Here is a 25,295-nt window from a genome sequence, read left to right on the forward strand (position 1 = left end):
ACTTCATCCGAATTTCGACCTGCAATCACGATGAATCTATTCATGGTGGTCGGGATGCAGAGTTGTCTATGGTTCCTCCAATCCGACATACGTGCACGAGAGGAAATGTCTTGAGCAGCTCCACAACACATCAGCGGACATCGGCATGAGAATCCGTTCCATCCAGAAATTGGTGCCGCTGATCGCCGTACTCGTCGCCGCGCCACTATTGGCCGGATGCACCAGCTCCGCCGACGACGGAGCCGTCACCTTCCGGTTCGCCAACTCACCCACTGCGCTGTCCCTCGTTCGCATCGCCGACGAACTCGGCTACTGGGACGACGCCGGAGTCAAGCCCGAATACGTCGGCCCCGCAACGGCCGTCCCTGCCGTGCAGCTACTCGACCAGGGCGCCATCGACATCGCCACCGGCATGTTCAACAACGACATCGACGGCAAGGTCAAAGGATTCGAGTTCACGGCTATCGCGTCGAGCATGCTCGATCTGCCCGAAGAACCGCACATGTCGTACTTCACCCAGGCGGGCTCCGACATCACGCGAGACAACCTGAAAGCGATCGAGGGCAAAACCGTCGGGCTCTCGGGTTTCAACAGCTGCACCGACCTCGTCCTCAAGCGGTACCTGCTGAAGAACGGTGTGGACCTGGACAAGGTCAACTTCCTCGAACTCAAGAACGAGTTGATCGCACCGGCCATCGAGCGCGGAGAAGTGGACCTCGGTGTCTTCCACCCACCGCTCATCGGAGTTCTGCTCAGCCAGCCGGACAAGTTCACCCAGGCGTTCACCTCCTACGAGGACTGGGGTCCGCTCGGTGGCCAAGCCCCGTACGTGGCCAGCAACAAATGGTTGAAGGAAAACCCCGACGCTGCACGCGCATTCGTCGGTGTCATCGCCCGCACGGCGAACTGGGCCAACGCACACCCCAAGGAGTCCGCCGAGATCGCAGGCAAGACCACCGGCTACCCCGTCGAGCAGACCACCAACTGGCATTACGCACCGAATGCATTGCTCGACAAAGCAAGCCTGCAACTGTGGTGGGACCTGGTCGAAGAAGTCGGAACACCGCTGCCGGGCTCGGAGCACCTGAAGCCCGAGGACATCGCCACCAACGCGTTCAACCCGTACGCCACGTCGGCCGACCTGATCGAGTCCCAGGACTTCAACACCGAAATCGTCACCGAGGAACAGAACGACGGAATCTTCAAGACCCACTTGGTCGACATCGAGGGACTCGAAGAATGACCACCACGGATCGGAACAGGTGAACTGCCATGAGTCAACAACTGCTCGACGGCGCACGCAGCGCGACGAACAACACAACACACGCCAAGATCGAAGCCAAGCGGGTGGTCAAGCTGTACCCCACGCCGGGGACACGGCGTGGGACCACGACCGTGCTCGACGGTTTCGACCTACGGATCGAGAGCGGCGAATTCGTGTCCCTGCTCGGACCGAGTGGATGCGGAAAGTCGACGTACCTCAACATCCTTGCCGGCCTGGAGTCCTACAACGGTGGCGCCGTCCTGATCGACGGCAAGCGCGTCGACGGCGTCGACAAGAACGTGGGCGTCGTCTTCCAGGGATACGCACTGTTCCCGTGGCTGACCGCGCAGAAGAACGTCGAGGTCGGCCTGAAGATCCGCGGTGTGCCCAAGGCCGAGAGAAGGGCGCGTGCGGCGGAAGTACTGAAGACCGTCGGGCTCGAATCCGCCGCCGACCGGCTGCCCCACCAGCTGTCCGGAGGTATGCGTCAGCGCGTCGCGATCGCCCGCGTGCTCGCGTACGAACCGGAGATACTCGTGTTCGACGAACCGTTCGCGGCCCTCGACGCGCAAACCCGTGAATTCCTGCAGGGCGAGCTACTGCGCATCTGGGAGTCGGGCGAGAAGAAGAAGACGGTCCTGTTCGTGACCCACTCGATCGACGAGGCGGTCTTCCTGTCCGACCGCATCGCCGTCATGACCAAATCTCCCGGCCGGGTGAAGGACATCATCGACGTCGATCTGCCACGCCACCGCGACAATGCGATCCGCAGCTCCGAGGAGTTCGTGCACGTTCGCTCCCGCGTCGCCCGAGTCCTGGAAGACGAGGTGAACAATGTCCTCGGCGCTCGATGAGCAGGAGGAGGTGACGACGCCTCCCAAAGGAAGAAATCCCTTCCTCGACAAGTACGACCGGTTCGTCTACGGCGCGATCGGACTGGTCGGATTTCTCGTCGTCTGGTGGGCTGTCGTCGATTTCGGTTACGTCTCCGACCTCTACCTGTCCAAGCCGCTCGACGTGTTCTCGGCGTTCGTCGACGGCCTGGTCGACGGCACCCTGACGTCGGAGATCTGGCCGAGCGTGCAGCGCGCACTCGTCGGGTTCGCGTTCGCGTTGGTAGGGGGTATCGCGCTCGGCATCCTCGTCGGCTCGGTGAAGATCTTCCAGAAGCTCACCGAGCCGGTGCTGCTGTTCTTCCGCAACCTGTCGCTGCTGGCGTTGCTGCCGGTGTTCGTCGTCTTCCTCGGCATCGGTGAGGAATCGAAGATCGCCATCGTCTTCTGGGCGTGCTTCTGGCCGATCTTCATCACCGCCGTCGGCGCAGTGTCGAGCGTCGAACGGATCCTGCTGAATGCAGCACGCACGCTCGGTGCAGGACGGGTGTACATCTTCACCCAGGTCGTGCTGCCCGCCGCCATTCCCGGCATCTTCCCCGGCATCAGGTTGGCCGCTGCCAACGCGTTCACGGCGCTCGTCGCGGCCGAACTCGTCGGCGGTGCACAAGGCATCGGCATCTACATCAACAACGCGGCACTCCGCTACCAAACTCCGCAGATGTACGCAGGCATCCTCACTCTCGGCCTGATCGGCATTCTGGTCAACGCCGTCATGACCGGCGTCGAGTGGAAGGTGACCGGATGGCAACGAGGACTCACGAGTAGATGAGATACCGAACAACACTGGTAGCACTCGTCATTCCGCTGCTGGTCGCGTGCGGTTCGAACATTCGGATCGACGACGGTTCGGCCGGCACCGACACACTGACGGTGTACGTCGGCGCCGGTGACGACCGCGAGATCCTGCAGTACGCGGCCGACACTCTGCTACCCGACCTTCGGCTCGAACTGATCGATGCCGACGAGCACTCCAATTCCAAGGTGGCGGCCGGGGAGGGAGATCTGTAGTACTACCAGCACATTCCGGCGTTCGAGGCGGACCAGCAGGAGAACGGCCTGGACGCGCTGAGCATCGTATCCAAGGTCAATGTCGTTCCCTACGGGCTGTACTCGTCGACATGGAAGGACCTCGCCGACACTGCCGACTGGCTGAACGTCGACCTCGTCGAGGACCAGGTCACCGGTAGTAGCCTGCCGCACGGCTCCAAGGTGGTCCTGCCGAACACCGCGACCGGCTTCGCCCGCGGACTCTACTTGCTGCAAAGCGCCGGCCTGACGCAGCTGGACCGACCCTTCGGCGGCACCACCGTGCAGGACCTGACCGTCACGGAAGCGAACGTGGTGGACTCGCTGCGGCACCTGTCCCTGCTACCGCTCGAGTACGGCGAATTCGTCGACGGGTTGTACGACAACTACGACGCCGTCGTCCTGACCCCGAAGCAGGCAGAGTCCATCGGACTCGACCCGGCGACCGACGCACTCGCCGTCGAACCAGGACCCGAGAACCCGTACGCGCACGTCGTCGTCGCCCCGTCCCGTCTCGCAGGCGACGAACGGGTGCTCGAACTGACGCACGCGCTCGAAAGCCCCGAAACCGCACAGTTCCTCGAATCGAAATACCACGGCGCGAACATCCCTGTGACTGCCGCACACACCAACTGACGAGAGAGAAGACGATGACCCATTCCTTGCGCCGGGCAGGTGCCGTCACGACGACGGCAGCGGTGGCACTCCTCGCGTTCGCGGCACCCGCGGCAGCACACGTACGGACGGACGGCGATCCGGTCCCCCAGGGCGGCTACGGCATCGTCCGACTGATCGTGCCGGGAGAATCGGCCACGGCGTCGACCGTCCGGCTGACAGTGACGCTGCCGGACGGCGTCGACCTGACATCGGCGCGCACCCTTCCCGTCCCCGGGTGGACGGCGACCGTGGAGCGTGAAGGTGGCGACACCGGCCGCGTCGCCAGGATCAGCTGGACGGTCACCGACCCCGCAGGCGGATACGGCGTCGACGAATTCCGTGACTTCTCGTTCTCCGGCGGACCGTGGCCGGACGACGTCGACTCCATCGCACTGCCGTCGGACCAGGCCTACTCGGACGGCTCGGTCGTGTCCTGGAACGAGGTCGCCGTCGACGACGCCAGCGAACCCGAGCACCCCGCACCCGAGGTCGCGTTGGTGGCGGCGTCGGACGCGCACAGCCACGGCGACGGACACGGGGACACCGCGTCGGCCCGGCACGAGGACACCGAAACCGATGGCACCACCTGGGTGTGGCCGACCGTCTCGGTGGTGAGCCTGGTGCTCGCCGTAGCCGCGATCGCCGGGTTGGGACTGGTGGTGCGGCGGGGTCGTGGCGCGGGTTCGTGACCTCGGCATCGTGCTCGTGGTGCTCGCCGCCGGGCTACTGCTCGGCAGCGGGACCGCGTCCGCACACGCAAGTCTGATCTCGACGACTCCGACCACCGGAACGCACGTCGACGACGCCCCGAGCGAGCTGACTCTGCAGCTGAACGAACCCGTCACCCTCATCGAGGGGTCGGCGCAGCTGATTGACGGGGACGGAAAGACATTCGACTTCTCCGACGTACGCGTGGACGACGGTCAACGCCGGATCGTCCTCGTCCCCGCCGTCACCGTCCAGGACGGTGCGTACCTGGCCACGGCTCGCGTCGTCTCGGCCGACACACACGTGGTGTCGTTGTCGATCCAGTTCACCGTCGGATCGGTGACTCAGCAGGGAAAATTCGACGCAGGGGAGTCCGGCGGTGGCGTCGAACAATACCTGAACTACCCGGCCAAAACCCTTGCCTATCTGGGCTTGGTGGCCACTGCGGGTGTTCTGCTGTCCTCGTTGCTCGTGTGGAGATCAGCGGTGGGTACGACCCGTTTTCGGGTGGTGTACCGAATCGGTGCGCTCGCACTGGCTCTCGGACTGGCAGGCAGACTGTTCGTACTCGTCGCGCAACAATCCGGGGGAGCACGAGAGATCTCGACCGCCGGACTCGGTACTGTGCTCGTCACGCCGCACGGTTCGGCCTTGCTTGTGGCAGTGGGATTGTCGATGGTTGCGGCCGGAATCGGGCGCACCCCGATCGTGTTCGGTCTCGTGTACGCCGGCGCGGCGATTCTCGCCGTGACTCTCAGCGGCCACGGCGGCTCTGCCGGAGGATGGCCGTGGGCGTTCCTGGCGACGCTCCTGCACGTCTACGGCATGACGGTGTGGCTGGGCGGCCTCGCGGTGATGCTGCTCGTACTGCGTGCGGCACCCCGACTGCAGCGATGGCACCGCACCGCGACGGTGCACGTCGGACTCGTGGTCGTTGCGGGCCTCGGTCTGTCGCTGCTGCAGGTCCAGCCGCTGCCGGCGCTGTGGAGGACGTCGTACGGAGCAGTGTTGCTGGCCAAAGTTCTCGCAGCCGCGTTCGTCGTCGGCCTCGGACATCTGGCGTACCGACGATTCCGACGCCGGACCCTTCTCGTGGAAACCGCAGTGGCCGTGACGGTTCTGGCCCTGACCTCGATCCTGTCCTCGCACACGCCGGCCAAGGACGTGTACACGACGAACATCGCCACCACCCTCGACTTCGGTTCCTCGGATGTCCTCGACATCGGAATCGACTCGATCAGGCGAGGACCCCAGCAGCTCACCGTCACGTACGAAGGTGCGGGGGCTTCCGACGTCGGCGTCAGCGCCGACCTGTCCTCGGTGGACGCCAACGTCGCCCGATTGCCCGTCGAACTCACCGAACCTGTGCACGACGGTGACCGAACCATCTGGCGCAGCGAGCACCTGGTCGTCCCAGCGCCGGGGGAGTGGAAGGTTTCCATCCGATTCTCAGGCCTGGACGGCCCCAAAGTCGCATCGTTCTTCTACGACGCGATGTAACCCGAGTTTGTCAATATATTCGTTCAGTCTGATTCCGACGTGAGCCGATGTCCGAAATGAGATGGTTCGGCCGGTGGGTCGTTTGCGCAGGTCACGACGGGTCCACCTCGTCCGTGGTTACTGGATAGTGGCAATAGTCATAGGTATGTAAATTAAACAACTCATCAGTAAGTCGCTATCTTCGAACTCGGTTCAGAGATCCACCGTATGGCTCGGCTGGTGGACAGCAACCCTCGTTCAGCGGCGGGGTGCTTCCGAGCAAAACCTGGCTCGCTTCAAACCGAAGCGAGCAAGCGTTGAGAAGCGAAGGATGCAGCCAGTGTCGGAAAGTGCAGTACCCGAATCGAATTCCATCGTCGACATCGCCGGGTTGGTCGTCGAGTTCGGATCGGGCAAGAACAAGCACGTCGCCGTCGACGGCGTGGACCTGCAGATCGGACCGAGCGAAGTGGTCGCTGTGGTCGGAGAATCGGGGTCCGGCAAGTCCACTCTCGTATCGGCCATCCTCGGGCTGCTCCCCAGTTCCGCGTCCGTCACCTCCGGCACCATTCGTGTGGACGGTTCGGACACCACGAGCTGGAAAGAGAACGACTGGCGAACGATCAGAGGACGCCGCATCGGCCTCGTGCCCCAGGACCCGATGTCCAACCTGGATCCGGTGCTACGAATTGGACACCAGGTCGACGAGGCCGTGCGGGCGCACAGGCGCCTGCCGCGCGCAGAGGTGCACGACGAGACTGCGTCGGCCTTCACTCGTGCAGGCCTTCCCGGTGCCGAGCGCCGGAAGTATCCGCACCAATTCTCGGGCGGTATGCGTCAGCGCGCGTTGATCGCCATGGCGTCGGTGAATTCGCCCGCACTGTTGATTGCCGACGAGCCCACTTCAGCGCTCGACGTCACCGTGCAACGGCGCATCCTCGACAACCTGGCCGAGGTCGTCGCCGGTTCCGGTGCCGCGATTCTTCTCGTCACGCACGACCTTGCGCTCGCCGCCGAACGCGCCGATCGAATCGTCGTGATGCGTCACGGCCGTGTCGTCGAATCCGGCACTGCAGCTGCGGTATTCGGCCAACCCGAACACGACTACACCCGGGCGCTAATGGCATCCGTCCCCTCGGCGCGGCCGGTTCGAGAAGCCGCGACCCCGGCTGAGGCGTCGATCGTGCTCGAAGTGAGAAACCTGTCCAAGAGCTTCGGCGGAGTACCCGCGGTGGACGACGTGTCCTTCGTTCTCGAGCGAGGCAAGACGCTGGCACTCGTCGGGGAATCCGGCTCGGGAAAGAGCACGACAGCGTGGTCGTGCCTCGGTCTGAACACCCCGAGTGCGGGCCGCGTATTCTTCGAAGGCACCGATGTCGCGTCGTTGAAGGGGCGCGAACTTCGTGCGTTTCGCAGGCGCGTCCAGCCGATCTTTCAGGACCCGTACGCCTCGCTCGACCCCACGTACACCGTCGACCGAATCTTGAGAGAGCCCCTGTCTGCGTTCGGTATCGGTGATCGATCCTCCCGCAAGGCCCGTGCAGCCGAGCTGCTCGACCTTGTGGGACTTGCGGCGGCCACGTTGCGCAGGCGACCGAGTGAACTCTCCGGTGGGCAACGCCAACGCGTCGCCATCGCCCGTGCGCTCGCCGCCGAACCCGAGCTGATCGTCTGCGACGAACCGGTTTCCGCGCTCGACGTCCTGGTCCAGGCGCAGGTGCTCGACCTGCTGCAGACACTGCAGACAGATCTGGGGTTGACGTACCTGTTCATCTCGCACGACCTCGGCGTCGTGCGCCGGATCGCCGACGACGTGGCCGTGATGACCAAAGGGAAGATCGTCGAATACGGCTCGACAACAACGGTGTTCGACAACCCGCAACACGATTACACCCGAGAACTGCTCGGTGCCGTTCCGAGTCTTCGCGTGCCGATCGAAGTCTGAAACACAACGGTGCACAACCGAACCTGACCAGGTTCGGGCAAGTCGAATGGAAAGAACTAATGAAACGCACACCCCTGATCGGCAGTGCTCTGCTCGCTGTCGCAGCAGTAGTACTGACCGCCTGCGGCGGAGGTTCGTCCAGTGAGGCGTCCGGCGAGCCGTCGGACAACATCCTCCGCGTCGCGACGCAGAAACCGACATCCATCGTGCCCGGGAATTCAGGCGGGTACTTCGCACTGTCGGTCTCCGAGACCTTGTTCTCCGGACTCGTGAAGTACGACAGCGACACCGGGGAACCGGTCAACCTCGTTGCCGACTCGATCGAGACCGAGGATCAGAAGGTCTGGGACATCACGCTGAAGGACGGATGGACCTTCCAGAACGGCGAGGTCGTCGACGCCGAGTCCTTCTCGCGAGGATGGAACACCACAGCAGACCCAGCCAACGCCTGGGTCGGCAGCTCGCAGCTCGCAGGCATCGAAGGCTACGACGCGCTCAACCCCGACGAAGGCGCACCGACCGCCGACTCCCTGTCCGGCGTCGAGGTCACCGGGCCGCTGAGCCTCACCGTCACGTTGACCAAACCACAGAGCCAGTTCCTGTACCAGATCGGCCAACCGGCGTTCTATCCTCTGCCGGCAGCAGCGCTGGATGATCTCGAAGCCTTCGCGACGAAGCCGATCGGCAACGGCCCCTACGAGATCAGCGAGCCGTGGACAGGTGGACCGGAGATCAAAACCGTCCGCTACGACGAGTATGGCGGTGAGAAAGCCGAGAACGGCGGCGTCACCTTCAAGATCTACACCGGATACGACGTCGCCTACCGCGATTTCCAGGCCGGTGCAGTCGACGTGACCGCACTGCTGCAGCAGGACGTGGAAAGCGCGAAGGCAACCCTCGGCGACAAGTTCGTCCAGTCAGCCAGCTCCAACTTCACCTACCTCGGGGTGCCGACCTGGAGCCCGGCCTACGCGGATCCGCGAATCCGCCGAGCACTGTCGCTGGCGATCGACCGTCAGGGCATCATCGACGCGCTCCTCGACTCGTCGACCCAGCCATTGACCGATTTCAGTGCGCCGTCCGGGAACGGCTACCGTGCCGACACCGACTCGACCAACCTCGACTACGACCCTGAACGCGCGAAGCAGCTGTGGGACGAAGCAGGCGGTATCGACGGCCAGGTGAAGATCACGGTCGTGACCGGCACCGGACGCGACGAGTGGAGTGAGGCCGTCCTCAACCAGTGGGCGACGGTGCTGGGTCTGACCGATGTGACCCTGGAATTCATTCCGTCGGAGAACACCCATGCTGCACTTCGGGGCAGGCAAGTCCCCAACCCGGTGTCGCTCAACACCCCTGTTGCCTACCCGTCGCCGTTCGCGTTGCTGGGCAATGCATACCGGACCGGAGGCGGCACCAACTACAACGGCTATTCGAACCCCGAATTCGACGCATTGCTGGATCAGGCGGCGGCGGCGACCAACGAGGAATCGACCCAGTTCTACGACCAGGCCAAGGACATCCTGCTCGACGAGCTTCCGAACATTCCGCTGTGGAGTGCCGGGCGGGCGGTCGCAGTCGCGGACAACGTAGAGGGCTACACCGAGGATCCGTTCAACAAGAGCCCGTTCACCACGGTGACCGTTGCCTGAGCAGGCACTCGCGGTGGCGGACCGAGAACAGCCTCGGTCCGCCTCCACCGCGGGCGCCACGAAGACACGAACTGCACGACGGATTGCGGCGCGGCTAGGCCAGGCCCTGCTGATTCTGATCGGCACGTCACTCATAGTGTTCGTCGCGGTGTTCGCCCTCCCTGGTGATCCGGTGCAAGCACTGATCGGCGACGCAGTACTGACCGACGCCGTCGAGTCGGCCATCCGCGCCAAATACCATCTCGACGATCCACTGCTGGTGCAGTACTGGAGCTATGTCTCGGGTATCGCTCGCGGAGACTTCGGTACCACCGTCGGCGGTGAGGACGTCGGAACCATTCTCGCGCGTGCCTGGCCGGTAACGATCAAACTTGCTCTGACAGCGTGGGTCCTGGAACTGATCGTCGGTGTCACCGCGGGCACGCTCGCCGCGCTGCGACCTGGCGGTCTGCTGGACAAAGCGGTACTGGCGGCGACGGTACTGACGCTCGCGGTTCCCACGTTCGTGTTGGCCTTCTTCGTGCAGTCGATCGTCGGGGTGTCCTGGGGCATCCTCCCGGTGGCCGGAATTTCCGAGGGCTGGCCGACGTCGTACCTGCTGCCTGCAATCTGCCTGGCCACACTGGGATTCGGGCCGGTTGCGCGTCTGACTCGGTCGAGTGTGTTGTCGACGCGGTCGGCGGATTTCGTCAGAACTGCTCGTGCCAAGGGCATCTCGACCAGACGACTGACGGTGCGTCACATCCTGCGCAATGCCCTCGTGCCCGTAGTGACCTACCTGGGTCTCGATCTCGGTGGCCTACTGGGCGGATCGGTGGTGGTCGAGGGCATCTTCAATCTTCCCGGTGTCGGCGGCGAACTGTTCACCGGAATCAGCTCACAACAGGGAACCGTGGTGGTCGGGATCGTGTCGGCATTGGTGCTGGTCGCAGTCGCGGTCAACATCGTCGTCGAGATCGCGCATCACCTGCTCGACCCACGTATTCGACAGGACAAGTAAATGATCCAACTTCCACCCGGGGAAGACATCGAGACCGGACGAGTCTGGACGAGCCTGAAACGCAGCCCCGGCTTCTGGATCGGCGCTCCGATCGTTGCCTTCTTCCTCCTCATCGCAGTACTCCCCGGCCCGATCGCCGGACTCTTCGGTCACGGGGACCCGCGTGTGTGCGAACTGTCACTGAGCAGGGGCGCTCCCGACTGGTCCACCGGACATCCGTTCGGGTTCACCGTGCAGGGGTGCGACCTGTTCGCCAGTGTCGTGCACGGCGCTCGTGCATCGATCGTCGTCGGAGTGACGGTGACCCTGCTGACGTCCGTCGTTGCTGTGGTCCTGGGGATTGCGGCCGGTTACTTCGGCGGGCTCGTCGACGCCTTCGTCTCGCGACTGTCCGAGATCGTCTTCGCGCTACCACTGTTGCTCGGCGCGATCGTGGTACTCAATTCCATTCAAGGGCGCAGTGTCTGGTTGTTGAGCGTCGTTCTCGCGGTGTTCGCCTGGCCCACCGCCATGCGCGTGACCCGCGGGGAAGCGTTGTCGATCAGAAACCGCCACTTCATCGTCGCTGCACGATCGTCCGGTCTCGGGACGTTACGCATACTGGTCAGCCACGTGGTGCCCAACACCGTCGGCCCGGTCATAGTCCTGGCGACACTGCAGATCGGCGCAGTCATCTCCGCCGAGGCGACGCTGACCTACCTCGGAATCGGCCTGCAACCTCCGGCGCAGTCGTGGGGTCTGCAATTGTCGGCAGCACAGAACTACTTCCAGGCCGCACCGCACCTGCTGGTGTACCCCGCTGGAGTGCTGACTCTCGCGGTGGCCGGATTCGTCGTGCTGGGTGAGTCCATCAGACAGGCGACAACCTCGGATCGAGGGGCGGCATGACGCTGACATTCGTCGCGCGGCACTGGGACCACCTGCTGCCACTCGCGCTGGGAGACGTCACGGCCGAAGGAGTCGACCTGCACTTCGAACGTCGGGACAGCACCCCGAACATCTACGCCGAACCACGGATCGACGTTGCCGAGACCTCGTTCAGCCAGTACGTCCAACACCGAGCCCGCGGGGACCACTCGGTGACCGCACTACCGGTGTTCGTCATGCAAGGGTTTCGACATCGATGCATCATCACTCGCAGCGACTCGCCGTTGCACTCGCTCACACAGTTGCGCGGGGCCACCGTGGGCCTGACCGGATGGCCGGACAGTGGTAACACCTGGACCCGCGCATTGGTACGGGACGAAGGCGTAGCTCTGGAGGACATCGACTGGCGCGTAGGCCCTTTGACCCCAGCCCACCCAGCCCACGACAGGATCGGGCCCACACGCCCCGGCCCGCACGTGCAGCACCTCGACCACGGTGACACGCTGGTCGGCGGCTTGTCGGACAAGAGCCTGGACGCTGTGATGACCCCGTTCATGCCGCCGGGTTTCGATGCTGCGGACTCGCTGCTGCGCCCGCTGCTCCCGGATGTCCGAGCGGCCGAAACCGCGTACTACCTGCGGGTCGGGTACGTGCCCGGCATTCACGTTCTGGCCGCGCGGACGGCGCTGCTCGACGAATCGCCGGACACCGTCCTGGCCGTCGTACGCGCCATCGAGGACTCGAAGCGTCTCAGCATCCTGCGTCACAACAAACTCGCCGACGTCACCCCGTGGTTGGTCGACGAACTCCGCACCACCGAGCGGGTGTTCGGCCGCGATTGGATGCCCTACGGATTGGAGCAGAACAGAACCATGATCTCCGACTTTCTCACCGAGCAGTACGAGCAGGGCCTGCTGGACACGCCCGCTGACGTCGACGCCCTGTTTCCGACCGATATCGACGCGGTGGTGGCGTCGTGAGCGAGACAGTCGAACTGCTGCAGGCGCTGATTCGCAGTGCCTGCGTCAACGACGGCACCGTGGAGTCGGGTCAGGAGACCCGCAACGTCGCGGTGCTGCAGCAGTTCTTCGGGGACATCGGCGTCGACTTCGAGGTGGTCGAACCTGCGCCAGGTCGTGCGAGCCTGATCGGCAGGCTACGAGGAACCGATCCTCGAGCTCCGTCGGTGGCGCTGGTCGGCCATCTCGACGTGGTTCCGGCCGACCCGTCGGGGTGGACCCACGATCCCTTCGGCGGTGAGTTGATCGACGGGACCGTCTGGGGCAGAGGCGCAATCGACATGCTCGGACTCGTCGCCTCGATGGCGGTGGTGTTCAAATCGTTCGCGCAGAGCAAGATTCGGCTACGCGGCGATCTGGTCTTCGCGGCGACGGCCGACGAGGAAGCCGGCGGTACGTGGGGAGCCGGTTGGATCACCAAGAACCGGCCCGAACTCATCGCGGCGACGTACTCGCTCACCGAGAACGGCGGAATCGTGTTGAGTGAGCAGGATTCGCCGGGCGTCACGCTGACAGTAGGAGAGAAAGGCGGAGCGCCGCGTCGGTTGGAGATCCACGGGAGACCCGGCCACGGATCGACGCCATGGGGAGCGCGCAACGCGGCGGGTATTGCCGCGGAGGCCGTCACCAGATTACTGAACGAACCGGGCCAAGCTGTGGTTCTCGAGCACTGGCAGTCCTTCGTCGAGGCCTCCGACTTCTCTCCGCAACTGCGCGCACGACTGCTCGATCCGACGACTCTGAACGACGCGCTGAGCGAACTCGGGGATCTGAAGGGCTACGGCCACGCGATGACGCATATGACCGTCTCGCCGAACATCGTCGATGCTGGGGACAAGCGCAACGTCATACCAGGTCGCGCCACCGTCGGACTCGACATCCGCCTGTTGCCAGGCCAGGACGAGAACGACGTCGAACGTCACCTGAAAACTGTTCTGGACGAACTCTTGTCGTCCATCGACGTGATCGAGGAGTTCACCGGTGCCGCGAGCAGCTCGCCCCCTCGAACGGAGTTCTACTCCGTCATCGAGGACGCAATGAGGCAGTTCTACCCAGGCGCGCATCTTGTTCCGATGATCATGCCCGGTGGTACCGACGGACGCCACCTACGGGCCGCCGGCTCGATCGTCTACGGATTCGGTCTGTACTCCCGGGAGGTCGACATGGCGTCGTTCCGTAGCCGATTCCACGGTGACGACGAACGCGTCGACGTCGAATCGATCCGACTCACCACCGCAGCCCTCGAACAGTCGCTGAAGAAGTTTCTAGTGGTGGAATCAACTGAAGGAGAGAGGGAATGAGCACCCAGACACGACGACCGGAGATCGACGAGACAACCTTCCGGCACCTCACGACGGTGGGAACATCCACCCTCGGGCATCACCGTGACCACGGGTTCGTCACCGAGCTCCATCCCATCTCGCGTCCGATCAGGCTCACGGGTGTCGCGCTGACGGTCCAGATCGGCGAATACGACGCCTCGGCCCTGAAGGAGGCGCTCGATCAGCTCACCCCGGGTACCGTTCTCGTCGTCTCGCAACCGGGTTCGGGAAGTCGTGCTTCGATCGGCGGCATCGTCGCGCACCGCATCGCCGTGTCGGGAGCGAACGGCATTGTCATCAACGGCGCGATCACCGACTTCGACGAGATCGCAGCGTCGGGACTGCCGGTCTACTACCGGTCGGTCAGTCCGCGCACCACGCGCCGAATCGGCGGCGAAGGATCGGTCGGACAGCCCGTAGACGCGGGCGGCGCAGTGATCGCCACCGGCGACATCGTCTTCGGTGATAGTGACGGTATCGCCGTCCTGACCCAGGACGAGGCACCTGCCGTCGTCGCCGATCTCGCCGAGCGCGAAGCCCGTGAGCCCGCTGTCAAAGCACGTATCACCGAGGAGTTCACGGCGGTGGTCCGATGACGCAGATCGAGGTGACCTTGCTCGACACACGGCCGGTCGAAGCCCTGGCGAAAATCGACGGATTGCCTGCCGAGTTCGTGGCCGAGGCCGAGATCTACGGCGGTGTTCAGGAAGCGCACACCGTCACCGCGATCGCCGACGGCGCACTTCAGGGTTTGTTGCTCGTCGTCAACCGTCCGCACGCAGCGTACGTGAAGGTGGTGGGCGCCTGGCTGGGTGAGCCGGTGCTCGCCGAACTGGTGGCAGCCTTGGAGGAGTACGCATTCGCGCGTACTGCGGTGGCTGTCAAATGGCAACTACCACAGGAAAGTCCGCTGGTCGCGCAGGTGAAGGCACTCGGCTACGAGTCCTTGCGGGAGCCGATCAACCCGGTACGGCCCGTCGTCGACGAACTCGCCGATGACATAACAGATTACGGTGCCGTTCCGGTCGGATTGGTGAAGTGGCGTGTCGCCTTGGCCGATCCCGTCGAGCCGCCGTACTACCGTCAGACCACAGGATTCACCTGTGGGCCTGTGTCGTTGATGGTGACGTTCGACTTGCTCGGTGCGGGGGAGGGCCTCGATCGCACCCGTGAGCTGGGCCTGTGGCGCGAAGGGACCGCGAGCGGCGGCACCATGCCCTACGGGCTTGCGGTTGCTGCGGCGAGGCGAGGGTACGTCCCGACGCTGTACCTGACCGACGAAGACCCCGAGCGGACCGACACCTCTCGCTCGAAGGAGGACCGCGAGCTGCGACGTTTCGTCTCCGGTCAGTTCGCCGACGAAGCAGCCGAGCTCGGAGTCGAGACCGTCGTGCAGGACATCTCTGCGGACTTCATCCGTGAGCTGGCCGAGTCGGGCAAGATTCTGATACCGCTGATCGACTCCCACTACCAGCGCGGCAGGCATGGACCGCACTGGATCGTCGTCCACGGCTTCCACGACGGGGCTTTCCTGGTGCAGGATTCCTCGACCGCCGTCGAGGTCGGCGAAACCTGGGTGGACCTGCACAACCACCCGGTTCCGGTCGAGACACTCGACGAGCTCGCGTGGTGGGGATCGCCTCGTTACCGCGCCATCCTCGCCTTCGATCGGTAACCCCGTCGATCGGGTGGAGATGCACAGCCCATGCATCTCCACCCTGTCGAGCGATCAGAAGAAACCGACCGACGGTAGTGCGGCGTCGTTGACCACGAAGTCCCCGACGGTCCGTGCCTTGTACACGGTTGGGTTGTGCGAGAACAAGGTACGGAGATTGCGCCAGTGCCGATCCAGGTGCGCGCTCTGCCGGGTCGCGGACGCGCCGCCGACGCCGAACAGCTCGGTTGCGGCGTTCAATGCCAGACCCTCGACGGAAATCTTGGCTTTCGCTGCGGCGAGGGCTGCGTCGTGCTCGAGCTTCTCGTCCGGTTCTCCGGACGCCAGGAACGCCGCCGACGCGATGTCCTGTGCATCCGACGCCGTCAACACGATCGCCTCCGCGGCATACGCTGCGGCCGACAGTGATCCGATGATCTGCAACAGTTGCGGGTCGTGGCGCGGCTCCTCCGCTGCCGCGAAGGTGTAGGAGCGAGCGCGTCCGCGCACCAGTTCCGACGCGTCGGACACCACGGAGCGCAGAATTCCCGCACCGACGGCATGCAGCAGCAACTGAGGGAACGCCTGCCGCGGACGCACCGAGTGCTCGGACCACTGGAACGGCAACAACTCCGACTTCTCGACTCTCACGTTGACGAACCGCGTCGTGCCGCTACCGGTGTGGCGCTGACCGATTCCGTCCCAGTCGTTCACGTGCTCGATGCCCTCGCGGTGGGCAGGGACCACAGCCGAAACCTGTTTTCCTTCCGAATCGTTCGCGGACACACGCAGGTAGTCGGAGAAGAGGCTTCCGGTGCTGTAGAACTTGGTGCCGTCCAGGCGATAACCGTCTCCGTCCGGCGTCAGCGTGGTGTCGTAGGTGTAGACACCGACTGCGCGAGAGGTCAGTTCACTGTTCGCGCCGCCGATGAGCAGTCCGTCACGCACCTTGTCGAGCCAGAACTCCCCGGACACACGATCGGGTGTGCGTCGACGTTCCTCGACGAAACCGAGATGAATACGGATGATGTGCGGAACATCGGGGTCGGCCTCCGCCAGACGAATCAACAGTGTGAACAGTTCTCGGAGCGTGTATCCGGCTCCACCCTCCTCCACCGGAAGGCGCACCGCACCCAATCGGTGCTCACGGATCAGGTCGATGGCCACGAACGGCGGTCCGTCCTCGCCGTCGCGTCGACGTTTCGCGTCGGCTGCGATTTCCTCGATGATGGAACGCAACTCGTCGGAATCGAGAGCGGGTGGAGCGCTACGTGTGATTACCGTCGTCATGACCGCTATGGTGGCGCACCACAGCCGGATCGACCACGTATTGGATCAGTGTGAACGAAAGCCGTGAACGGTCAGATGGGCCGATAATTCAACGCCCGGAACCACAGTGCGTACAGCGGCCGACGACGAGCTCCGAGCACCGTACGAGGCTTCGAGCGAGCAGTCGCCGACTTACCGATCACCGACGGACTCGGGGCCCACGACCATCCGCGCCCCGTCGGTGCCAACTGCTCGGCAAGGTTCTCGATCACGGTCTCCGCAGACGAGTAATCCGGCAACGGACCGGTGAACGCGCCGAACGCCGCCGACATCGAATTGCACAACTGAATGGAGATGTTCGACGGTGGAGGAAGGATGAAATGCAGATGCGCACGCGCATGGGTGCGGCACAGTGCCTCGAGCACCTCCCCGGACCACCCGTCGGACTCCCCGCCGGCGGACAACAGGACGGCCGTGATCGACTGCGCGCTCTCCACATCAGGGAGAGTCGACATGCCGTGGTCCGAGTTCATGGCGTCAATAGTGGACTATCGAGACGATTCGGGTGAGCTATTCGCTCGACGCGATTCTTACGCGCAGACCGGCGGCATCGGCCACCTGATCTGCCATGATCCTGGCCGAATCGGCCGTCGGATGGATTCCGTCGAACGTCGCGCCCGGTCGTGTCAGCGTCGACGCGAAATCGACGAGGGGGATCCCACGCTCAGCCGCAAGGATTCTGATCGCAGTGTCGAGACGATCGTCCGTCGCAGATCTCGACCGCGGCACCGTCGTCAGTACAACCGTCTCGATATCGCGCGCCTTGTCCAGGATGAAACGAAGATTGTCCATGGTCTGCTCGAGCGGCACCCCGCGGGCCTGATCGTTCGTGCCACCGCCCACGACCAGTACCTGGGGTTCCGCGTCCAGGACTTCGTCGATACGGGCCCGGATCTGAGCCGTCGTCTGCCCTCGTCGACCTGCATTGATTGCATCGGCGCCGCGTGCGTCCGCCCCGCACACCAGATGGGAATACCACGAGGTGTCACCGTGGATCCCCCACCCGACGGCCGAGTTTCCCTCCGCGATGGAATCGCCGAGAGCGGCGATACGAACTCCACTGTCGGAGGTACTCCAGCCGAAGCACTCGGCATTCCATACGTACAGCGCAGGCTTCCTGAGTGGGCCGAGGAGCAACCCCGCGACGATCACCAGCAGAACTCCGCCCGCGAGGAGAATGCGATACCGCCGCGTCTTCAGCACGCCCGAATTGTGCCGTACGCACTCAGCGAGGTGACGTCGGAGTCCCGCCCGAGCTGCCCGTCGACGGCAGCTGATCCGGAACGATCTGCAGTCCCGGAGGCGGACAGTACGTGTGATCACACAGGTCGAAGCCCCGGTCGCTCAAATTGGGGACCGCTTCGGGATTGACGAAGATCAGACCGTCGGGAGAGGTGCAGGACACCGGCCCACACGTCGTGCCCAGCGGGAATCCTCGCGAGTCGATCGGGTTCGGAGGCGGCGTCACGGGCTCGGGCGGATCGAAAGAGGCGACCGGCGGCGGATCGTAGGTGACGTCCTGCGGTTGCGTCGCCGGGTCGTACGACGGTGGCTCGTACGACGGTGGCTCGTACGGCGGCGGCTCGGACGCCGAGGCAATGACACTCGGTGGCACCAACAGGGGCGTCGTCGCCTCGGCGGCAGGTGCAGGCGGCGGCACCGAACTGGTGGACGTGCTGTCCGCGGCCGCGGTCGTGGTGGGTGCCGCGGAACTCACCGGCGTCGGAGCCTCGGCGTCGGCGGTACATCCGGCGAGCAGCAGGGCCGCAGCCCCCACCGAGACAGCCGCGCTCACCAGGGCAGCAGCGTGCCTGGGTGCTCGGCTGCGGTTCGGCATGTCCCTCCTGGCTCGGAATGTGTCTGGTTCATCGGGAGTAGGCGACAATTCATTACCGAACTTCCCGGTCCGATAACGGTACCCGAGGCATCGCCCCAGCGTGGGGCCCCTGTCGACCGCGCGTGTCCGCAAACCGTCGGCCCGCCCGCGAGCCGCGCTCGATCCCGTCGAGTCGCTCATTTTCTTCGATGAACCCGACCGCTCGACGGTCCGGCGACCACGGGAGCGGGCAATTCTGCTCGAGCTGATTTTAAGTGCGACCGGCGTTCCGCGAAGCGTCCCCGAGGTCGGAATCCCTGCAGGTGAACGGGCCACGATCCCGTTTTCGCGCGCACCGACCCTACACCTGCCGGAGGGGTAAAACCCCGCGAAGGCGGGGAAATGCCGGTAACGTCCCCGAACTGAAACCGGCAGCACTGTGTTCGGTGAAATACGCGGCTGCAAAAGGGAGATACGCGTGGATTTGTGGAACTATCTTCAGGGGCGGGGGCAGTTCCTCTCCTTTCTGACGTATCAGCATGCGTCACTGGCATTTCAAACTGTTCTCGTCGGCAGTCTCGTCGCGATAGTCGTCGCGGTCGCGGTACACCGACTCCCGTTGTTTTCGGCTCTGACATTGACGAGCAGTCGAGTGGCACTGACCATCCCGTCGCTCGCGTTGCTGGCACTGCTCATCGTCCCGTTCGGGCTCGGCGTGGTGCCGTCGTTCATCATGCTCGCGTTCTTCGCCGCGATGCCCGTTATCGGAAACGCGATCGTCGGACTGCGATCGGTACCCGACGCGACCATCGAATCCGCCCGCGGAATCGGACTGTCCCGCTGGCGAATTCTCGTCTCCGTATCGCTGCCGATCGCGTGGCCCGTGATTCTCACCGGCATCCGCGTGTCCACCCAGATGGTCGTCGGCGTCGCCGCGATCGTCGCCTACGTCCTCGGACCCGGCCTCGGATCGCTCATCTTCAACGGACTGTCCAGGCTCGGCGGAACCAACTCCGTCGAAATGGCAGTCACCGGAACCGTTCTCATCGTCGTCATCGCATTGGTGTTCGACGCCCTGCTCGTCCTTCTCGGGCGCCTCACCATCTCGAAGGGATTGTCATGACCGACACCGACCGCACCGTCTCGGGTGCTTCGATTCGGCTCGACGGCGTCGTCAAGCAGTATCGTGGCCAGACCAAGCCCGCCGTCCAGAAGATCGACCTCGAGATCGAGGCCGGACACATCGTCGCCTTCGTCGGGCCGTCCGGCTGCGGCAAGACGACGACCCTCAAGATGATCAACCGGCTGATCGAGCCCACCGAGGGCAGGCTCTTCATCGGCGACCGCGACGTCACCGGCGAGGATCCCGACAAGCTGCGTCAGTCCATCGGATACGTCATCCAGGCAGGCGGACTCTTCCCCCACTGGTCGGTGCAGAAGAACATCGGTGCCATCCCCCGAGTGCTGGGCTGGGACAAGAAACGCATCGCCGAGCGCACCGAATACCTCCTCGACCTCGTCGGCCTCGACGCGGACACCTTCCGAGACCGACTCCCCAAGGACATGTCCGGCGGACAGCAACAGCGCGTCGGCGTCGCACGTGCACTCGCGGCGGACCCACCGGTTCTGCTGATGGACGAGCCCTTCAGTGCCGTCGACCCCATCACCCGAGTCCGCCTGCAGGACAGCCTCATCGCGATCCAGCACGAAGTCGCCAAGACCATCGTGATCGTCACCCACGACTTCGAGGAAGCCACCAAACTCGGTGACAAGGTGCTCATCCTCTCCGAAGGCGGAAAGATCGAGCAGTACGCCACCCCCGAGGAAATTCTCGCCAAGCCCGCCAACGCCTTCGTCGAAGAGTTCATCGGCTCCGGCGCGACGCTTGCCCACCTGACGCTCTCGAGGGTCAAGGACGTCGAACACGAGCCCGTCGTCACCGCACGCGTCGGCGACTCCTCGCAGGAAGTCATCGGCCGCGCACGCGCCGCAGGCGTGACCTGGATCGTCGTCGTCGACGAGCACGGCAAACCACGGTCCTGGCCATCGCTCGACGAAGTCGCCACCAAGGACACGGTCTCCGACTACATCGACCCGCGCCTACCCGTCGTCGCACCGTCGTCGACGCTCAACGACGCACTCGACGTCATGCTCGCCGCCAGCCAGGGCGGAGTCGTCGTCACCGACGGCCGCGGCGTCGTCACAGGGTCGCTGACCATCAAGACCGTCATGTCGGTCGTCCGTGGACAACTCGACGAAGCCCGCGAGGGCGACGGGCACGTCTCCTACACCCAGCACGCGGAGGGGTCGGCCACATGAATCGACTGCGCCGCACACCGATAGACGTGTGGTTCGAGCCGCTGCTCATCATCGTTCTGGGCGTCGGCTACTTCCTCTGGTACCGATCGACGACGCTCACTCCGACCGAAGAAGCATCGCTCGGCTGGTCGACCCTGAAGACCACGATCCTCGACCACATCCAATTGACCTTGACGGCAACCGTGTTCGTCGTCGTCATCGCGATCCCGCTCGGCATCCTGCTGACCCGCGAGAAGGTCAAGCCGTTCAAACCGTTCGCGATCAACTTCGCCAACATCGGCCAGGCCGCACCCGCCGTCGGATTGATCGTGTTGCTGACGATGTGGCTCGGCACCGGCTTCCGAACGGCCGTCGTCGGCCTCGTCGTGTACGCCATCCTGCCGATCCTCCAGAACACCATCGTCGGCATCGACCAGGTGGACAAGCGAACCATCGAAGCCGCCCGAGGCATCGGGTACTCCGGTATCCGCACACTCGTCCAGGTGGAGCTGCCGTTGGCCGTTCCCGTCATCCTCAACGGAGTACGGACCGCGTTGGTCATCCTGGTCGGCACCGCGACGCTGAGCACGTTCATCGGCGCCACCAGCCTCGGCACCCTCATCACGACCGGCGTGACGCTGTTCCTCCCGAAGCTGCTCATCTCCGGCGCCATCCTCGTCGCGCTGCTGGCGCTGACGATCGACTGGCTGGGACGCCTCGTCGAACTGTTCGCAACCCCACGAGGAGTGGCATGATTCGGCATTCTCTACGGGTCGGAGCCCTCGCGCTCATCGCGAGCGTCGCCGCAGGCTGCGGACTCGTCAGCTCGTCCGGCACCTTCCAGACAACCAGCCTGACCGACGGTGAAAAGCCCTTGGACGGCGCATCTCTCGTCGTCACCTCGAAGAGCTTCACCGAGGGCGTACTGCTCGGCAAGATCACCGCGACGTACCTCGCGGCAGCCGGCGCCAACGTCACCGACCTCACCGGGGCACCAGGATCGGCGTCGTCACGCCAGGCCCAGCTGAACGGAGACGCGGACATCCTCTGGGAGTACACGGGCACCGGCTGGGTCAACTACCACGGTGAAACCGAGACGATCGCCGATCCCGACGAGCTGTGGCAGCGAGTACACGACCTCGAGCTCAGCTCCAACAATCTGGAATGGTTGCCGCCGGCGAACTTCAACGACACCTACGCCTTCGCGGCCTCCTCGGCCACCGCGGAGCGGCTCGGCGTGAAAACCCTGTCCGACGTCGCCGCGCTGCCCCCGAACGAACGCACTTTTTGCGTCGACGACGAATTCTTCTCCCGCGCAGATGGATTCGGTCCGATGCTCGACACCTACGACATTCCCCTCGACGGACCGAACGGCGTAGAGGGCAAGAACGTCACCCGTATGGACGCGGGCGTCGTGTACACCTCCACCGCGCAGAGCTCGCCCTGCAACTTCGGCATGGTCTACACCACCGACGGTCGCATCAAGAACCTCGACCTGACCGTGCTCGAGGACGACCGAAAGTTCTTCCTGCCCTACAGCGGCACCGCCGTCGTCCGCGCACCCGTCCTCGAAGCGCACCCGGAAATCGCCGACCTCGTCGGGGTGATCTCCGAGCGCCTCACCGACGACCTGATGCAGGAACTCAACGGCAAGGTCGACATCGAAGGCGAAGATCCCGCCGACGTCGCCTACGAATGGCTGCGGAGCGAGGGCCTCGTCACGTGAGCCGGAGTTGGGCCAAGCGTTCGCTCACCGACGGGACTTCGGAAAAGCGGGTCGCTGCTCGGCGTGCCGAGGATCGGTAGGAGGGATCGGTCAGGACATCGTGGATCGCGCGACGCAACCGCGGAGCATCCTCGACGGTCAGACCGGCGGCGGGCGAGCTGGGCGCGACGGTGATTCCCGCGCCCAAGCTCTCGACCATCGCTGCGTTGGTCGGCTGATCCGCGATCATCGGAACGGTCACCAACGGAACACCCGCGGCCAGCGTTGCCAGCGTCGTGCCCGAACCCCCGTGACATACGACGACACTTGCACGAGACAGAATGTCCTGCAGCTCGATCCAGTCGACGACCTCCATGCGATCGGTGCCGCGCACAGTCGACCCACCGCGGCCGGTACTGGCCAGGACGCGCACATCGAGGTCGGCCAACGCGGTCACCGCAGCATCCCACGTGCCGCGAATGTTCTCGAGCTGCGTGTTGACCGTGCCCATCGTCAGCCACACCAACGGCGGATTCTGTTCGGTACGTGCATCGAGATCGATCGTGAATCCGTAACGGCGCGTATCCGGATACCCCGTCGGATCGTCGCCCGGAAAACGCGTCAGATACGGCGCGGCCTCCAGTGTCGTCGTGACACCCGGTGCGTAATCCTCGATGACTCGGCTCGCCATTCGCAAGCCGGAAATATCGGCAAGTCCAGGCGAAATGCCCACCGTGGCCACAGGTACTGCGCTCCGCACCGCGGCGATGGCACTCGCGTAATCGCAGGGTTCCCGCAGAATCAACTCAGGCTCGACATCAGCGACCGCAGCGACGGTCTTCTCCAGTGCCGCCGCAGTGTTGATGCGGCCGAACAACTCGACCTCGGCAGCACGTACCCGCACCTCCCGGTCGCTCGACGCCAACGCCCGCCGCACCCGGGCCACCTCGTCGGCAGGCGGTGCATCGACGACGCGTACATCGGCACCCGTCGACCGCGCAGTGGCCACCTGCCCCGGCGGCACGACGAGGGTGACGTCGTCACCGGCCTCGGCCGCAGCGTCGACGAAGGGAAGCAGCGGACCGAGATGGCCTTCACCGCCACTGGCAGCAACAAGAATTCGCATCGGTCGGACGCTACCGCCTCGGCAAGCACATCGGTTGTAGGTGTCGTGGTCTGTCGGTATTGTCCAGATCACCCGCCTCTCGCAACGAACCTGTCGGTACGAACGACAATGCCGTCGTACTGACATCGAGTAGGCGGCGAGCATCATGAGCGAAAGATCGGCCAAAGCGCGGTGGACCGACGGTCTCGTCGTCGTCAGTATCGTCGCGGTCGGAATTATCGTGGCCGGAGCCCTGCAGGCTCCTGCCGAGCCCGAACTGACGACGGCCGCAACATCTCCCACTGTCGAACCCGAGCCGACCGCACCCGAAGAATACGTGCGGGTGAGTGAGCCGGTCGATACCTCCGCGCCCATCCCCGGATGCGACACCGTCGTCGAAGCGGACGAGGAGAGATTCAGCATGAGCTTCGTCGGGGAGCGGTCCTACGACAACCCCAGGTTCCCATGGTTCAACGGACCCAAAGCAACCGCCATGTCCGACGCCGTCGCCTCGGCGCTTCCCGACGACGTCGAGCTCGCCTTCGCCGCGCCCCAACAATCGCTGCTGTTCGGCCCGATCTTCGACTTCGGCGACGGCGACGAACCCCCCTACAGCGGATCGACCGACGCCTGGGGCGTCGTCGACCGCGGCGACGCGTCGGGCTCGGTCCAGGTCAGTGTGCAACAAGGGCCACACACGGTGCCGGACTGCGTCGCAGGTTCGCTCGACGAACGCAAGACCTTGCCCGACGGCACGGTCGTCGATCTGCTCGACACCTGGGCCGAGATCAACGGCGTCCGCACCATCAGTCGCAGCGTGCAGGCGTACACAACCGACGGAACCTGGATTCACGTGAGCGCCGACGACAGAACCAACACACCGGAGCCGGCGAACAGCGGAGAAATCCCGTTGACGCTCCCCGAATTGGAACTGATCGCAACAGAACCCGCACTACGAGTGAGCACGCCGGTTCCGCCCGGCACACCCCCGCCGAGCGAAGGATGCAGCGGCTACACCGAGAACGGGGGACCCGATCTCACGCGCGAAGACCAGCAACGACTGAACTCCGCACTCGCATCGGTCGACCTGGGAGCGGTGGCCCTCGATCGAAAGCTCGACACGCTCCAACCGTCGGACATGGGTTTGGACACGCTGTGCATGGCGTCGAACGTCGTCGGCGCCGACGAGACACTGCAGCTGAGCATCGCCGGGGGCCACAACGTACCCGTCGAGGACGAGATCCGGCCGGACCCGTACTCGGGCACACAGGACACGTTCCGTTCCCTCGCCGACGGGACCGTCGTTCAAACGTCGGCCGGTTACTACGGTGTCACGGGCGAAGGCGACGGTGACTACCAGCAGCGCTCCTCCAACACTGTCACCGTGACGCGGCCGGGCGGAACCCGCGTGCAGATCTCGGCCAGTTCTGCTGGTTATCAATCGCTTTCGATCGAAATGCTGGAATCGATCGCCCTGACGCCTGGTCTGGAGGTCTCCTGATGGCCGACCGAGGTTGGTGACACTCTTGTCTCCGCAGCCTGGGTGAACAGGA

25 protein-coding genes and 1 riboswitch are annotated in these 25,295 nt (G+C 64.4%); of the genes, 20 read left to right on the forward strand and 5 right to left on the reverse strand.

The features are described from left to right. Positions 1 to 145: 145 nt before the first annotated feature. The 15 genes from H292_RS0105125 (at position 146) to H292_RS27655 (ending at position 15,510) form a co-directional block, all read left to right on the forward strand. Positions 146 to 1,243 carry an ABC transporter substrate-binding protein gene (locus H292_RS0105125; protein ID WP_020110696.1) on the forward strand — a complete coding sequence of 366 codons (1,098 nt, stop codon included), beginning with the start codon at positions 146 to 148 and terminating at the stop codon, positions 1,241 to 1,243. A 29-nt stretch (positions 1,244 to 1,272) separates the two neighbouring features. Continuing rightward, positions 1,273 to 2,118, forward strand: a complete 846-nt coding sequence (locus H292_RS0105130) for an ABC transporter ATP-binding protein (RefSeq protein ID WP_019663906.1) — start codon at positions 1,273 to 1,275, stop codon at positions 2,116 to 2,118. Continuing rightward, positions 2,099 to 2,929, forward strand: a complete 831-nt coding sequence (locus H292_RS0105135) for an ABC transporter permease (protein ID WP_019663905.1) — start codon at positions 2,099 to 2,101, stop codon at positions 2,927 to 2,929. The genes H292_RS0105130 and H292_RS0105135 overlap by 20 nt, the downstream gene beginning before the upstream one ends. Next, positions 2,926 to 3,168: a hypothetical protein gene (locus H292_RS28520; RefSeq protein WP_020110697.1), complete on the forward strand. Its 243-nt coding sequence runs from the start codon at positions 2,926 to 2,928 to the stop codon at positions 3,166 to 3,168. Before H292_RS0105135 ends, H292_RS28520 begins: the two co-directional genes overlap by 4 nt. A gap of 12 nt (positions 3,169 to 3,180) precedes the next feature. Further along, positions 3,181 to 3,822: a MetQ/NlpA family ABC transporter substrate-binding protein gene (locus tag H292_RS26795; RefSeq protein WP_269210581.1), complete on the forward strand. Its 642-nt coding sequence runs from the start codon at positions 3,181 to 3,183 to the stop codon at positions 3,820 to 3,822. A 14-nt stretch (positions 3,823 to 3,836) separates the two neighbouring features. Beyond that, positions 3,837 to 4,532: a YcnI family copper-binding membrane protein gene (locus tag H292_RS0105145; RefSeq protein WP_020110699.1), complete on the forward strand. Its 696-nt coding sequence runs from the start codon at positions 3,837 to 3,839 to the stop codon at positions 4,530 to 4,532. Beyond that, positions 4,516 to 6,051 carry a copper resistance CopC/CopD family protein gene (locus H292_RS0105150; RefSeq protein WP_020110700.1) on the forward strand — a complete coding sequence of 512 codons (1,536 nt, stop codon included), beginning with the start codon at positions 4,516 to 4,518 and terminating at the stop codon, positions 6,049 to 6,051. Before H292_RS0105145 ends, H292_RS0105150 begins: the two co-directional genes overlap by 17 nt. 189 nt (positions 6,052 to 6,240) lie before the next feature. After that, positions 6,241 to 6,353: riboswitch (SAM riboswitch) on the forward strand. An 8-nt stretch (positions 6,354 to 6,361) separates the two neighbouring features. Continuing rightward, on the forward strand, positions 6,362 to 7,975 hold the full coding sequence (locus H292_RS0105155) for an ABC transporter ATP-binding protein (protein WP_051127725.1): 1,614 nt from the start codon (positions 6,362 to 6,364) through the stop codon (positions 7,973 to 7,975). Between the two features lie 59 nt (positions 7,976 to 8,034). Further along, positions 8,035 to 9,627 (forward strand): peptide ABC transporter substrate-binding protein, encoded by a 1,593-nt coding sequence (locus tag H292_RS0105160; protein WP_020110702.1) that lies wholly within the window; start codon positions 8,035 to 8,037, stop codon positions 9,625 to 9,627. Continuing rightward, positions 9,620 to 10,627 carry an ABC transporter permease gene (locus H292_RS0105165; RefSeq protein WP_230620960.1) on the forward strand — a complete coding sequence of 336 codons (1,008 nt, stop codon included), beginning with the start codon at positions 9,620 to 9,622 and terminating at the stop codon, positions 10,625 to 10,627. The genes H292_RS0105160 and H292_RS0105165 overlap by 8 nt, the downstream gene beginning before the upstream one ends. Continuing rightward, the gene (locus H292_RS0105170; protein WP_020110704.1) at positions 10,628 to 11,515 is read left to right on the forward strand and encodes an ABC transporter permease; all 888 of its coding nucleotides are present in this window, start codon (positions 10,628 to 10,630) and stop codon (positions 11,513 to 11,515) included. It begins immediately after the preceding gene. Beyond that, positions 11,512 to 12,474, forward strand: coding sequence for a PhnD/SsuA/transferrin family substrate-binding protein (locus H292_RS0105175; protein WP_020110705.1), 963 nt, complete (start codon positions 11,512 to 11,514; stop codon positions 12,472 to 12,474). The genes H292_RS0105170 and H292_RS0105175 overlap by 4 nt, the downstream gene beginning before the upstream one ends. Next, positions 12,471 to 13,814 (forward strand): M20/M25/M40 family metallo-hydrolase, encoded by a 1,344-nt coding sequence (locus H292_RS26800; RefSeq protein WP_020110706.1) that lies wholly within the window; start codon positions 12,471 to 12,473, stop codon positions 13,812 to 13,814. The genes H292_RS0105175 and H292_RS26800 overlap by 4 nt, the downstream gene beginning before the upstream one ends. Next, a complete protein-coding gene (locus H292_RS0105185) occupies positions 13,811 to 14,431 on the forward strand; it encodes an RraA family protein (RefSeq protein ID WP_020110707.1) in 621 nt (206 codons plus the stop codon). The genes H292_RS26800 and H292_RS0105185 overlap by 4 nt, the downstream gene beginning before the upstream one ends. Next, complete coding sequence (locus H292_RS27655) at positions 14,428 to 15,510, forward strand: peptidase C39 family protein (RefSeq protein ID WP_020110708.1); 1,083 nt, start codon at positions 14,428 to 14,430, stop codon at positions 15,508 to 15,510. Before H292_RS0105185 ends, H292_RS27655 begins: the two co-directional genes overlap by 4 nt. 54 nt (positions 15,511 to 15,564) lie before the next feature. On the opposite strand, the gene H292_RS0105195 is transcribed toward H292_RS27655, so the two are convergent. From H292_RS0105195 to H292_RS28065, 4 genes are all read right to left on the reverse strand, one after another. Further along, entirely contained in the window at positions 15,565 to 16,779 is a 1,215-nt protein-coding gene (locus tag H292_RS0105195) for a hypothetical protein (RefSeq protein WP_020110709.1), read from the reverse strand. Between the two features lie 71 nt (positions 16,780 to 16,850). Further along, a complete protein-coding gene (locus tag H292_RS0105200) occupies positions 16,851 to 17,291 on the reverse strand; it encodes a hypothetical protein (protein WP_020110710.1) in 441 nt (146 codons plus the stop codon). Between the two features lie 37 nt (positions 17,292 to 17,328). Further along, positions 17,329 to 18,021, reverse strand: a complete 693-nt coding sequence (locus tag H292_RS0105205) for an SGNH/GDSL hydrolase family protein (protein WP_020110711.1) — start codon at positions 18,019 to 18,021, stop codon at positions 17,329 to 17,331. A 22-nt stretch (positions 18,022 to 18,043) separates the two neighbouring features. After that, the gene (locus tag H292_RS28065; protein WP_155949762.1) at positions 18,044 to 18,655 is read right to left on the reverse strand and encodes a hypothetical protein; all 612 of its coding nucleotides are present in this window, start codon (positions 18,653 to 18,655) and stop codon (positions 18,044 to 18,046) included. Between the two features lie 457 nt (positions 18,656 to 19,112). Here H292_RS28065 and H292_RS0105225 point away from each other — a divergent pair, with 457 nt between their 5' ends. From H292_RS0105225 to H292_RS0105240, 4 genes are read left to right on the forward strand one after another with little or no spacing between them, the layout of a single operon-like run. Beyond that, on the forward strand, positions 19,113 to 19,757 hold the full coding sequence (locus H292_RS0105225; protein WP_019663896.1) for an ABC transporter permease: 645 nt from the start codon (positions 19,113 to 19,115) through the stop codon (positions 19,755 to 19,757). Continuing rightward, positions 19,754 to 20,953, forward strand: coding sequence for an ATP-binding cassette domain-containing protein (locus H292_RS0105230; RefSeq protein ID WP_019663895.1), 1,200 nt, complete (start codon positions 19,754 to 19,756; stop codon positions 20,951 to 20,953). The genes H292_RS0105225 and H292_RS0105230 overlap by 4 nt, the downstream gene beginning before the upstream one ends. Next, positions 20,950 to 21,687, forward strand: a complete 738-nt coding sequence (locus tag H292_RS0105235; RefSeq protein ID WP_026347574.1) for an ABC transporter permease — start codon at positions 20,950 to 20,952, stop codon at positions 21,685 to 21,687. The genes H292_RS0105230 and H292_RS0105235 overlap by 4 nt, the downstream gene beginning before the upstream one ends. Beyond that, positions 21,684 to 22,658, forward strand: coding sequence for a glycine betaine ABC transporter substrate-binding protein (locus H292_RS0105240; protein WP_020110715.1), 975 nt, complete (start codon positions 21,684 to 21,686; stop codon positions 22,656 to 22,658). The genes H292_RS0105235 and H292_RS0105240 overlap by 4 nt, the downstream gene beginning before the upstream one ends. Here the strand turns inward: H292_RS0105240 and H292_RS0105245 are convergent. Further along, a complete protein-coding gene (locus H292_RS0105245) occupies positions 22,651 to 23,763 on the reverse strand; it encodes a glycosyltransferase (RefSeq protein ID WP_020110716.1) in 1,113 nt (370 codons plus the stop codon). The two genes, H292_RS0105240 and H292_RS0105245, sit on opposite strands and share 8 nt — an antisense overlap. 145 nt (positions 23,764 to 23,908) lie before the next feature. On the opposite strand from H292_RS0105245, the gene H292_RS0105250 reads away from it, so the two are divergent. Then, on the forward strand, positions 23,909 to 25,243 hold the full coding sequence (locus H292_RS0105250; protein WP_020110717.1) for a hypothetical protein: 1,335 nt from the start codon (positions 23,909 to 23,911) through the stop codon (positions 25,241 to 25,243). Positions 25,244 to 25,295: the final 52 nt, after the last annotated feature.

The sequence above is a fragment of the Rhodococcus sp. 114MFTsu3.1 genome (assembly GCF_000383555.1).
Classification (GTDB): domain Bacteria; phylum Actinomycetota; class Actinomycetes; order Mycobacteriales; family Mycobacteriaceae; genus Rhodococcoides; species Rhodococcoides fascians_E.